This window comes from Pseudomonas sp. (assembly GCF_035277045.1).
GTDB lineage: Bacteria > Pseudomonadota > Gammaproteobacteria > Pseudomonadales > Pseudomonadaceae > Aquipseudomonas.
In genome coordinates this window covers 1-11,776 of record NZ_DATELE010000001.1, presented here as the reverse complement: position 1 = coordinate 11,776, position 11,776 = coordinate 1, and the positions used below count along the sequence as shown (strand labels likewise).

9 protein-coding genes are annotated in these 11,776 nt (G+C 64.9%); 6 read left to right on the top strand and 3 right to left on the bottom strand.

Going from position 1 to position 11,776, the window contains the following annotated elements:
* Positions 1–237: 237 nt before the first annotated feature.
* From VJS90_RS00045 to VJS90_RS00030, 4 genes are all read left to right on the top strand, one after another.
* A complete protein-coding gene (locus tag VJS90_RS00045; RefSeq protein WP_324117894.1) occupies positions 238–2,781 on the top strand; it encodes a patatin-like phospholipase family protein in 2,544 nt (847 codons plus the stop codon).
* 161 nt (positions 2,782–2,942) lie between these two features.
* Entirely contained in the window at positions 2,943–3,227 is a 285-nt protein-coding gene (locus VJS90_RS00040; protein ID WP_324117892.1) for a hypothetical protein, read from the top strand.
* 2 nt (positions 3,228–3,229) lie between these two features.
* Positions 3,230–3,760, top strand: coding sequence for a DNA-binding protein (locus VJS90_RS00035; protein WP_324117890.1), 531 nt, complete (start codon positions 3,230–3,232; stop codon positions 3,758–3,760).
* Between the two features lie 89 nt (positions 3,761–3,849).
* Positions 3,850–4,470: a TetR/AcrR family transcriptional regulator gene (locus tag VJS90_RS00030; RefSeq protein WP_324117888.1), complete on the top strand. Its 621-nt coding sequence runs from the start codon at positions 3,850–3,852 to the stop codon at positions 4,468–4,470.
* 43 nt (positions 4,471–4,513) lie between these two features.
* Here the strand turns inward: VJS90_RS00030 and preA are convergent, their stop codons facing one another.
* The 3 genes from preA to hydA form a co-directional block, all read right to left on the bottom strand.
* Positions 4,514–5,788 carry an NAD-dependent dihydropyrimidine dehydrogenase subunit PreA gene (preA, locus tag VJS90_RS00025; RefSeq protein ID WP_324117886.1) on the bottom strand — a complete coding sequence of 425 codons (1,275 nt, stop codon included), beginning with the start codon at positions 5,786–5,788 and terminating at the stop codon, positions 4,514–4,516.
* The gene (locus VJS90_RS00020) at positions 5,789–7,156 is read right to left on the bottom strand and encodes an NAD(P)-dependent oxidoreductase (RefSeq protein ID WP_324117883.1); all 1,368 of its coding nucleotides are present in this window, start codon (positions 7,154–7,156) and stop codon (positions 5,789–5,791) included.
* 125 nt (positions 7,157–7,281) lie between these two features.
* Complete coding sequence (hydA, locus tag VJS90_RS00015; protein ID WP_324117881.1) at positions 7,282–8,721, bottom strand: dihydropyrimidinase; 1,440 nt, start codon at positions 8,719–8,721, stop codon at positions 7,282–7,284.
* Positions 8,722–9,332: 611 nt separating this feature from the next.
* On the opposite strand from hydA, the gene VJS90_RS00010 reads away from it, so the two are divergent.
* Both VJS90_RS00010 and VJS90_RS00005 read left to right on the top strand, forming a co-directional pair.
* A complete protein-coding gene (locus tag VJS90_RS00010; protein ID WP_324117879.1) occupies positions 9,333–10,823 on the top strand; it encodes an NCS1 family nucleobase:cation symporter-1 in 1,491 nt (496 codons plus the stop codon).
* Positions 10,824–10,910: 87 nt separating this feature from the next.
* A partial coding sequence (locus tag VJS90_RS00005; RefSeq protein WP_324117877.1) for an allantoate amidohydrolase occupies positions 10,911–11,776 on the top strand: 866 nt, incomplete at its 3' end.

The following is an 11,776-nucleotide window of genomic DNA, read 5'->3' as shown; positions in this document are numbered from 1 at the left end:
TGCTGCCCTCGCAGAGGGTTGTCGACGTTCGGTAGGGGCCGTACTGGGCGCAGCCGGCCACCGCTATCGGGAGGCTCAAGAACAGGGCGGCGGGAATGTTCCTCATGATCGGGGCCTATGAGGTTGGTGGCATTGTCATGTGCGATCACCCCTGGATACGTTAGCAGGACTCTGGCGTGGCGTGCCGGGAGTGCTTTACTTGCCCGGTACCCAGGCGAGCAGAGGGGGCAGGCGCGGATGTCCAGTGAGAACGGGCAATACGAGGCGGAGCGCGAACGCATCGCCAGGCGCCGTGAACTGCTCGGCCTGCAAGGCTACCGGACCGCCCTGAAGTCCGGCCGTCCCTGGGGGCTGGCGCTATCGGGCGGAGGTATCCGCAGCGCGACCTTCTGCCTGGGGGTGCTGCAGGCGCTGGCGAGGGCCCGCGGTGCCGACCCGACCGAAGAGCAGCCGCTGCTGGCGCGATTCGACTACCTGTCCACCGTCAGTGGCGGCGGGTACATCGGCAGTTTCTATTCCAGCCTGTTTCTGCCCAACCGGCTCCGCGGCACGGCCGCGGGCCAGGCGCCGCAGTCTCCCGCCGACGCGGCGCGGGATGCGTACCGCGTCCTGCAGCATGAGCCCCCCGGCAAGCTGAGCACGGCCGAGGATTACGCCAGCGGCGACGTCGGCCGCGGTCCTGGCGCCTGGCTTCGGGAGAACGGACGCTACCTGACACCCGCCGGCAGCGGCGACAGCTTCTACGTGGTGGCGATGACCTGGAGGAACTGGCTGTCGCTGCACTTCGTGATCGGCATGCCGATACTGCTCGCGTTGTGCGTGCTGTTTGTCTTGCAGGCCATGCTGGAGATCAATCTGTTCGTACTGCCTTTGCTAGCGCTGATCACGCTGGCGCTGCCCTGCACCGTGGCGTACTGGCTGGTCATCCCGCGGGTTAGCCTGAACGAGCCGCCGACCTTGAACAACCTGTCGTACAAGGCCACGGTCGGCATCACCCTGGTGCTGGCGCTCGTCGGGCTGCTTGCCTGGGGCGTGGGCGATGCGCCCAAGGTCGGGGGAGTAGTGCTGTGTTTCGCGGTGATCGCCGGGGCGGCGCTGCTCATTACCTCATGGCTGGTGCGAACGCTGGCTTGCGCCGGAGCGGACGGCACGTTGCGCACCTATCGAGTGCTGGTCACCCGCTATCTCGGCAGGGCGATCATCGCAGTGGTCACGTTGCTGTTCCTGGCGAGCATGGCGGCGTTGGCTCAGGCGCTGTACAGCTTTCTGTTCCGGCAGTTCGGGGCGGCCACCTTCGGGGTGCTGCCGGTGCTGATCTGGCTGGTGCGTCACCTGGCGCTGGTCACGGATGAGAAGGCCTTGCCAGGCTGGCTGATGAAACTGCCGAGGGATGTGCTGGCGCTGATTGGCGGCAGCCTGATGGGCATCGCCGTGGGCCTGACCTGGGCGCTGATCGTGCTGTGGGTGGCGACCGATGGCAACGACCTGGCAGCGAGCCTTCCCTATGCCTCAAGGCTGTGGGTGCTGGGCGCGCTGGCCCTGGTGCTCATCTGGGTGGCAGGCAGGTTTGTCGGGTTTCTCAATCTGTCCTCGCTGCACACCTTCTATGCGTCGCGCCTCACCCGAGCCTACCTGGGCGCGTCCAATGGCCGGCGTTTCTCAGGGGCCAGCGGTGCCAAGGGCCTGAGCGTCACCGAGCCGCTGCCCGACGATGACATTGCCCTGGACACCTACTACGGCACCGAGACCGCCGGCCCGCTGCACCTCATCAACGTCACCATGAACCTGACCGTGGACCCTGCCGAGCAGCTCGTCCAGCGAGACCGCAAGGGCAAGCCCTTGTGCCTGGCGCCCCACGGCTGGACGGCGAACGGGGCACGACCGACCAGTTTCATCCTCGACGGCGTGAGTCAGGAGCGTGATCCGGATCCCGGCCATGTGTCCGAGATCATGCTGCCGTTGACGCTCGGCCAGTGGATCGGGACCTCCGGCGCCGCCGTTACCACCGGGTCGGGGCGTACCACCAGCCTTGGATTGTCGCTGGCGCTGGGTCTGGCCAATGTGCGGCTCGGGGTCTGGTGGTCCAGCCGGTTTCTGGAGGAGGATCAGGCGAACTACACCTTCAAGGACCCGCGCTGGGTCCGCCGGTTTCCCACCCAGTCCTACCTGTTCTATGAGCTGACGGCGCATTTCCACGGCCACCGCCGCGACTTGATGTACCTCTCCGATGGCGGGCATTTCGAAAACACCGCCGCCTATGAACTGTTGCGCCGCGAGCGGGATATCGAACTGATCGTGGTGTGTGACAGCGGATGCGACCCCGCCTACCGGTTCGATGACCTGACCAACCTGGTGCGGCTCGCCCGGATCGACCAGCAACTGGAGATCCGCGAAAACCATGAGGTGGTGAATCATCCGGTGCTCGGCCAGGTGTTCGGCACCATCAGCCAATTCCAGCATCCGCCTGAGCCCGGCAGCAGGAAGTGCGCGCTGCTGTTTGAGGTATTCGAGATCAACGACAAAGCCGATGCGCCCTCGCTGCGCTGCCGGATCCTGGTGCTCAAACCCCGTCTGGTCCCGACGCTGTCGCCGGATGTCCTCAACTACGCCCTGGCCAACGGCACCTTCCCGAACCAGACCACCGCCGATCAGTTCTTCGACGAGGCGCAGTTCGAAAGCTATCGCCAGCTGGGATTGGGCATCGGCCGTCTGCTGTTCGGGGCGCACGGCATGGCCAACCCGGTGAGCAATGCGTTGTGGCATTACCTCAATACTCCGTGAACAGGCGAACGGCTCTCGGCTTCTGCCGCGACGTTTTGCAAAACATCCTCGATCACTAAACCTTGAGCATCGCTTAGGCTCCCGGCTGCGCGCACTCTGCGATGCTGGCATGGTTGTCATTTGACAACCGCGCCTTTCATGAGGATACTGGAGCGAAATCGATGAGCCGACCCTGTCACCCTAAAAAGGAAGTCGAACAGGCCTTGCGGCATGCTGAAAGCGAGGGTTGGAGAGTGGAGACGGGCGGGAGCCACTGCTGGGGCAAGATATTTTGTCCCTACACCGACACGGAGTGCCGGTGTGGGGAATTCTGTATCGCCAGTGTCTGGAGTACTCCAAAAAACGCCGGAAACTTCGCTAAACAATTACTGCGCGTGATTCACAATTGCACCACGCACCGCGCGGAAAAAGTGGCCGTTGAAAGAATGACTCCCTTGGAGAAATGACGATGGAATTCACCTTTACCTTGAAATATCAGCTAGCCACTCGGGAGCCTGATATGGACGCGCTCCTCGAGTGTCTCGCGGATGCCGGCTGCGATGACGCGCTTGTGGGTGTTGGACAGTCTGGCCGGTTGGCGCTGGAGTTCGTGCGCGAAGCGGCGACTGCGGAGATTGCGGTGAACAGCGCACTCGCGGATGTCCGCAGCGCCGTACCCACTGCCCGATTGATAGAAGCAACGCCGGATCTCGTGGGGCTCACCGATGTCGCCGAGATCACCGGCGTCTCACGACAGAACATGCGCAAGCTCATGGTTACCCATGCGACCAGTTTTCCGGCGCCTGTGCATGAAGGCAGCGCCTCGATCTGGCATCTGGCGGATGTGCTTGGGTGGATGACCGGGCATGGTAGCTACTCCTTTGCTGAGGGTGTCCTGGACGTGGCTCGGGTTGCGATGCGGGTCAATGTAGTCAAGGAGTATCAGCGTGTGCACGCAGCTGGCTGCGGGATCGAAGCCCACGCATGCGAGCCTGGCTGAATGCTTGCTCGCAAGTCTATGCCAAACCCTTCACTGCGCCCTGCGCAAAGCTGTTAGCCTTGCCGGGTTTGGGATGTATTGGACAGGCAATGGCCAACCACAAGATCGAGATTCGCCGGCGCAACGTCGAGAAGATTCTGCAGGCCGCCGAGAGGGTGTTCGCCGAGAAGGGCTTTGGCGCCACGTCCATGGGCGATATCGCGGAACAGGCCGAGCTGCCGCGTTCCAACCTGCACTATTACTTCAGCACCAAGGATGAGCTGTACCGCGCGGTGCTGCAGGACCTGCTCGAGGTGTGGAAGCAGGACGCGCTGTGCTTCGAATGCTTTGACGACCCTCGCGTGGTACTCACCAGTTATATCAGGGCGAAGATGAGCCATTCGCGCTCCCGTCCCCTGGGCTCGAAGATCTGGGCGGAGGAGATGCTCCACGGCGCGCCGCTGCTCGGGGTCAGCCTCGACGAAAGCCTGGTGCCCTGGGCGCAGCTCAAGGAAGCCAAGATTCGCCGCTGGGTGGAGGACAAGCGCATTCTGGCGGTCGAGCCGTCGGCGTTGCTGTACATGATCTGGGCCTCGACCCAGCACTACGCGGATTTCGGCTACCAGGTGGCGTTGCTCAACGGCGGCGAGCCGCTGTCGGACATGGCGTTCGAGAGCGCGGTGCAGACGGTGACCAGCGTCATTCTGCGGGGTATCGGGCTCGATCCCTGAGCCCGCCTTGCGGCGATCCGCCGACTGGATCGCGGCATCTTTTCTAGCCTGCTTCGCGATAAGGGTTGCGCGGGTCCTGGGTCCAGTTCAGGTACGGCTTGCCGGTCTCCTGCGCCACCATGTCGATGCAGTCCTCCACCGGGCAGGTGATCTGGCACAGATTGCAGCCCACGCATTCTTCATCGATCACGCTGTACACATGGGTACCGTCGGCTTTTGCCTGGCTGGCGATGGCCTGGTGCGAGGTGTCTTCGCAGGCGATATGGCAACGTCCACAACCGATGCAGGCGTCCTGGTCGATTCGCGCGATCACCTTGTAGTTGATGTCCAGGTACTTCCAGTCGGTGGTATGCCCCACCGCCAGCCCGCGGAAAGCTTCCAGGCTGGCATGACCCTGCTGGTCCATCCAGCGCGACAGGCCGTCCTTCATGTCATCGACGATGCGAAAACCGTGCAGCATCGCCGCCGTGCACACCTGCACGGCGCCGCAGCCCAGGGCAACGAACTCGGCGGCATCGCGCCAGTTGCCGATACCGCCAATGCCGCAGATCGGCAGGCCGCGGGTCTGTGGGTCACGGGCGATCTCCGCGACCATGTTGAGGGCGATCGGCTTGACCGCCGAACCGCAATAGCCGCCATGCGTGCTCTGGTCACCGACGATCGGGTGGGCGACCATGCGGTCAAGGTCGACGCTGGTGATCGAATTGATGGTGTTGATCAGCGACACCGCGTCCGCGCCCCCGCGATGGGCGGCGCGGGCGGACAGACGCACATCGGTGATGTTGGGCGTGAGCTTGACGATCACCGGCAGCGCGCAGTAGGTCTTGCACCAGCGCGTCACCATCTCCACGTATTCAGGCACCTGGCCGACCGCCGCGCCCATGCCGCGCTCGGGCATGCCATGCGGGCAGCCGAAGTTCAGCTCGATGCCATCGGCGCCGGTGGCTTCGACCAGCGGCAGGATGAATTTCCAGGACTCCTCCACGCACGGCACCATCAGCGACACGATCAGAGCGCGGTCGGGCCAGTCCTTCTTGACCTGGGTGATTTCGCGCAGGTTGATCTCAAGCGAGCGGTCGGTGATCAGCTCGATATTGTTGATTCCCTGCACCAGGCGGTTGGCGCCGAAGTGCGCCGAATAGCGCGACGACACGTTGACCGCGGCAGGGTCCTCGCCAAGCGTCTTCCAGACCACGCCGCCCCAGCCGGCCTCGAAGGCGCGGACCACGTTGTAGGCCTTGTCGGTCGGCGGCGCGGAGGCCAGCCAGAAGGGGTTGGGCGCCTTGATACCGGCAAATACGATGGACAGGTCGGCCATTTATGCTGCCTCCACGTTGAGCATGAGGTCGGCATGGATGGCCTGGGCGGCCAGCTTGCCATGTTGCACGGCCTGGACGGTCAGGTCCTGGCCCAGCGCGGTGCAGTCGCCACCGGCATAGATGCCCGGCACACTGGTGCGCATGCACGCGTCGACGCGAATGCGTTCGCCCTCGCGGGCCAGCTGCGCGGCCAGCGGATCGATCAGGCTGGTGTCGTCGAAGCGCTGGCCGATGGCCTTGAAGATCGCATCGGCGGGCAATTCGAAGGCTTCGCCGGTGTCGCGCAGACGGCCCTCGACCACGTGGGTGCGGGCAAAGCGCATGCCGCGCACACGACCGCTGTCATCAAGCAGCACGGCGTCAGGGCGCGCCCAGGTGTGCAGGCGTACCTGGCTGGCCTTGGCGATGTCTTGCTCGTGGCCGGTCGCGCCCATGTCCTCATGGCCGCGCCGGTACACCAGATTGACGTCGCGGGCGCCCAGGCGGCTCATCTGCACCGCCATGTCGATGGCGGTGTTGCCCGCGCCGATCACCAGGCAGCGCTCGGCCAGCGGCAACAGACTGAGGTCGTCCGCCTGGCGCAACTCGCGGATGTAGTCGGTGGCGGCGAGCATGCCCGGCGCTTCCTCCTCCGGCATGCCTAGCTGACGCACGGCATTCAGGCCCAGCCCCAGGAACACCGCGTCGTACTGCTGGTGCAGCTCGCCCAGGGTCAGGTCGAGTCCCAAGCGCTGGCCGTGGCGGATCTCGATGCCGCCAATGCCCAGCAGGAATTCGACCTCGCGCTGGGCGTAGTCGTCCACCAGCTTGTAGCGGGCAATCCCGTACTCATTGAGACCTCCGGCCTTTTCCCGGGCTTCAAAGACCACTACCTCATGCCCCTGCATCGCCAGGCGATGGGCGCAGGACAATCCGGCAGGGCCCGCGCCCACCACCGCGATGCGCTTGCCAGTGGCTGGCGAGCGCTTGAACGGATGCTCGCTGAAGGCGGCGTTGTCCAGCGCGTAACGCTGCAGCTGGCCGATCAGCACGGGCGCGCATTCCTGGGCGTTGTTGCGCACGCAGGCTTGCTGGCAAAGGATCTCGGTCGGGCAGACGCGCGCGCAGCTGCCGCCGAGGATGTTGGCCGAGAGGATGCGCTCGGCCGCGCCTTGCAGGTTCTCGTCGCTGATACGGTGGATGAAGGAGGGGATGTCGATGTCGCTGGGGCAGGCATTGACGCACGGCGCGTCGTAGCAGTACAGGCAGCGCGCGCTCTCGACGGCGGCCTGGCGGGGTGTGAGGGGAGGGGCCAGGTCGCCGAAGCGCTCGGCCAGCTGGTCGGCGCCGGCCCTGGGGCGCGGCAAGTGGTTCAGGGCATAGATCACGGTTGTAGCCTCTTTTTTTGTTGGACGCGCGGACGTTTCGGGCGCGCTCCGTTCTGGGTGATGGCAGTCAACGGCAATACGGCGCCGGCCGGCCTCGGCGGGCCGGTACGGCATTGCGGGTGGGCTCAGCGGCTGACGGGCGTCGGGCGCTGCAGTTCGGCGCGGCGGCCGAGCACCTCGTACACCGAGGGATAGGCCGGGCGCTCCACGTAGCGGCCGGCACCGGGTTCGGCGCGCAGGTCGCCATCGGCCCAGACCACGCGGCCCTGGCTGATGGTGTGGCTGGGGACGCCGCGCACGGTGCGGCCCTCGAAAATGTTGAAGTCGACCCGCTGGTGGTGGGTCTGGGCCGAGATCGTGCGCGTGCCGTGCGGGTCCCACAGCACCAGGTCGGCATCGGCGCCAACGCGAATGGCACCCTTGCGCGGGAACAGGTTGAAGATCTTCGCGGTGTTGGTGGAGGTCAGCGCGACAAACTCGTGCATCGACAGGCGCCCAGTGTTGACGCCAGCGTCCCACAGCACCGCCATGCGGTCCTCGATGCCGGCCGTGCCGTTTGGAATACGGCTGAAATCATTGCGCCCGGCCGCCTTCTGTTCGGCGCAGAAACAGCAGTGGTCGGTGGCGGTGGTGTGCAGGTTGCCTGACTGCAGCCCGCGCCACAGCGCCTCCTGATGCTCGCGCGGGCGAAACGGCGGGCTCATCACGTAGCCGGCGGCGGTCGCCCAGTCCGGGTGGCGGTAGACGCTGTCATCGATCAGCAGGTGGCCGGGCAGCACTTCGCCGTACACCGGCTGGCCCTTGGCCCGGGCGTAGGTGATCTCATCGAGCGCCTCGCGGGTCGAGACATGCACCAGGTACACCGGCGTGCCGAGCGTCTCGGCGATGCGGATGGCACGGCTGGCGGCCTCGCCCTCGACCTGCGGCGGACGCGACAGCGGATGCGCCTCGGGCCCCGTCAGGCCCTGGGCAAGCAGCTTCTGCTGCAGGTGATAGACCAGCTCGCCGTTTTCCGCATGCACAGTGGGTACGGCGCCCAGTTGCAGGCAGCGCTCGAAGCTCGCCACCAGGGTATCGTCGGCGGCCATGATGGCGTTCTTGTAGGCCATGAAGTGCTTGAAGCTGTTCACCCCATGGTGGGCAACCAGCTCGCCCATTTCCTCGGCCACCTGCTCGCTCCACCAGGTGATGGCGACGTGGAAGCCGTAGTCGGAGGCAGACTTCTGCGCCCAGCCGCGCCAGGCGTGGAAGGCCTCGAGCAGTGATTGCTGCGGGTTGGGAATCACGAAGTCGATGATCGAGGTGGTGCCCCCGGCCAGTCCCGCGGCGGTGCCGCTGAAAAAGTCATCGCTGGCCACGGTGCCCATGAAGGGCAGCTGCATGTGGGTGTGAGGGTCGATGCCGCCGGGCATCAGGTACTGTCCGCTGCCGTCGAGGATCTCGCAGCCAGCAGGGGGATCGAGGCGCTCGCCGATGGCCCGTATGAGGCCGTCGGCACACAGCACATCAGCGCTATAACGTTCTTCGTGGGTAATCACGGTGGCGCCACGGATCAACAGGGACATGCCGTTTTTCCTCGCAGGCTGACCGGTCTTCGGCCGGTTCTTGAAATTATGGTTCTGTCAGTGGCTGGGAGGAAAATTACAATCCTGTCAGGCCTGACAAGAATGAAATCTAGATGCTGATTTGCTATTGATCAAGAAAATAATTCATAAGCTTATGTCGTGCATAACTATATGATTTATATGGGATTAATTTATAAAGAACCAAAATGGGGAGGCTCCTCACCATTTTGACGCACTTGACAAGATGAAAATCTGAACGAGATTTTTCATGCAAAATCAGCCGTTTGAAAACCGCCCTCGAGACGCGGGTCACGGTACGAAAATCAGTGCTGCACCAGATTGAAACCTGTTGCGGCGCCTAGGCGATGTTCAAGGCGGCTCCCGTGATCCGCCAGGAATGGCCCGATTGCACATGAATGCATCGAAAGATCAGCGAGTTACCTCCGGTTGGCGGCGGCCATGCGGGACGGCTTCGGCCAACCCGGCACGTTTATTGAGTGCGGTCGCAACCGCCAGGCCGGACCGGAGGCGCAGTACTGGTGGTGTGAGCACTCCGGCCATCGCGTTAGCCCGATGAGCAGACAACTAGAAAAAAATCTGGAGAAGGCCCCATGCAACAGAGCAGATCGCAAGTGATCGAGCAGGACGGGCTGTATGAATTGGCTGCGGGTAGCGACGTGCTCGACAGCCCCCGCTACAACCACGATATCGCCCCGACCCAAGTGCACCAGCGCACCTGGAACAAGTGGCACATCACCGCCCTGTGGGTCGGAATGTCCATCTGCGTGCCGACCTACACCCTGGGCGGCGTGCTGACCGCCTACTTCGGCCTCAGCGTGGGCGAGGCACTGCTGGCGATCCTGCTGGCCAACCTCATCGTGCTGATCCCGCTGACGCTCAACGCCTTTCCCGGCACCAAGTACGGCATTCCGTTTCCCGTCCTGCTGCGGTCCTCGTTCGGCATCCTGGGCTCGAACGTGCCGTGCCTGATTCGCGCGGTGGTGGCCTGCGGCTGGTTCGGCATCCAGACGATGTTCGGCGGGCTGGCGATTCACCTGTTCCTGGGGTCGGTGTTCGACGGCTGGAAGGCCTTGGGCGGAACGGGGGAGGTCATCGGCTTCATGCTGTTCTGGGCGCTCAACCTGTGGGTGGTGCTGCGCGGCGCGGAGTCGATCAAGTGGCTTGAAGTGCTGTCGGCGCCGTTGCTGGTGGCGGTGGGTTTCGGCCTGCTGTTCTGGGCGTTGCCGCACATGTCGATGACCGAGCTGCTGGCCCAGCCGCCCAAGCGCCCGGAAGGGGCCAGCGTGGTCGGTTACTTCTGCGCCGGGCTGACCGCCATGGTCGGCTTCTGGGCCACGCTGTCGCTGAACATTCCCGACTTCAGCCGCTATGCCAAGAGCCAGAAGGACCAGATCCTCGGACAGATCCTTGGCCTGCCGCTGACCATGTTCCTGTTCGCCGCCCTTGGTGTGGTGATGACCGCCGCCTCGGCCTCGCTGGTGGGCGAAACCGTCTCCGACCCGGTAAGCCTGATCGGCCGCATCCAGAGCCCGGGCTGGGTCGCCCTGGCCATGGCCCTGATCGTCATCGCCACGCTGTCGACCAATACCGCGGCAAACATCGTCTCGCCCACCAACGACTTCCAGAACATCGCCCCGCGCCTCATTGGACGCAGCCGCGCCGTGTGGCTGACCGGCTTCATCGGTTTGGCGCTGATGGGCCATGAGCTGTTGAAGAAGCTTGGCTGGATCGTTTCCGACCTGAGCCTGGAGAGCGTGTACTCCAACTGGCTGCTGGGCTATTCGAGCCTGCTCGGGCCGATCGCCGGGATCATGGTGGTGGACTACTTCCTGATCCGCCGGCAGCGCCTGGACCTGGCCGGGCTGTACCGCGACGACGTCTACCCGGCCTGGAACTGGGCCGGCTTCGCCGCCTTCGGCTTGCCGGTGGCGCTCACCGTCATGTCGATCGGCAACAGCAGCTTCAGCTGGTTCTACGACTACGGCTGGTTCACCGGCTCGTTGCTGGGCGGGGCGCTTTACTACGTGCTCGGCGCCCTGGCCGCGCGCAGCCCGGCGCGCCTGGCCAAGCCCTTGCCCTGACGCGTCCGCGGCCGCGTCACCGGCGCGGCGCAGATTACAACATGCAGGCCATGACCTGCAGACCCTGACCGCTTGAGGAGACACCCCATGAGTCCCGTCCAGCAAGTGTTGCACTCCACCGAACGACACGTCGACAGCGCGCGCCTGTGGCAATCGCTGATGGACCTCGCGCGCCTCGGCGCCACCGCCAAGGGCGGCGTCTGTCGGCTGGCGCTCACCGACCTCGACCGCCAGGCCCGCGACCTGTTCGTGCAATGGTGCGAGGCGGCCGGTTGCAGTGTCAGCATCGACGCGGTCGGCAATATCTTCGCCCGCCGCCCGGGTCGCAATCCCGAGCTGCCGCCGGTGATGACCGGCAGCCACATCGACACCCAGCCTACCGGCGGCAAGTTCGACGGCTGCTTCGGCGTCATGGCCGGGCTGGAGGTGATTCGCACCCTCAACGACCTCGGCGTGGAAACCGAGGCGCCGCTGGAAGTGGTGGTGTGGACCAACGAGGAAGGCTCGCGCTTCGCGCCCTGCATGATGGGATCGGGGGTGTTCGCCGGCAAGTTCACCCTCGAAGAGACGCTGGCGAAGACCGACGCCCAGGGCATTACCGTCGGCGATGCGCTGAACACCATTGGCTACGCGGGGCCGCGCGCGGTGCTAGGGCACCCGGTGGGCGCCTATTTCGAGGCGCACATCGAACAAGGTCCGATTCTCGAGGACGAGGCCAAGACCATCGGGGTGGTGCTTGGCGCGCTGGGGCAGAAGTGGTTCGACCTGACCCTGCGCGGCGTCGAGGCCCACGCCGGCCCGACGCCCATGCACCTGCGCAAGGACGCCCTGGTCGGCGCCGCCGCGGTGGTAGAGGCGGTCAACCGCGCCGCGCTTGCTCACCAGCCGCATGCCTGCGGCACTGTGGGGTGTCTGCAGGCGTACCCGGGCTCGCGCAACGTGATCCCCGGCGA

What these genes read in the sequence shown, in the direction of transcription:
- VJS90_RS00045 (WP_324117894.1), top strand. Translation starts at nt 238, where the DNA reads ATGTCCAGTGAGAACGGGCAATACGAGGCGGAGCGCGAACGCATCGCC.
- VJS90_RS00040 (WP_324117892.1), top strand. Translation starts at nt 2,943, where the DNA reads ATGAGCCGACCCTGTCACCCTAAAAAGGAAGTCGAACAGGCCTTGCGG.
- VJS90_RS00035 (WP_324117890.1), top strand. Translation starts at nt 3,230, where the DNA reads ATGGAATTCACCTTTACCTTGAAATATCAGCTAGCCACTCGGGAGCCT.
- VJS90_RS00030 (WP_324117888.1), top strand. Translation starts at nt 3,850, where the DNA reads ATGGCCAACCACAAGATCGAGATTCGCCGGCGCAACGTCGAGAAGATT.
- preA (WP_324117886.1), bottom strand. Translation starts at nt 5,788, where the DNA reads ATGGCCGACCTGTCCATCGTATTTGCCGGTATCAAGGCGCCCAACCCC.
- hydA (WP_324117881.1), bottom strand. Translation starts at nt 8,721, where the DNA reads ATGTCCCTGTTGATCCGTGGCGCCACCGTGATTACCCACGAAGAACGT.
- VJS90_RS00010 (WP_324117879.1), top strand. Translation starts at nt 9,333, where the DNA reads ATGCAACAGAGCAGATCGCAAGTGATCGAGCAGGACGGGCTGTATGAA.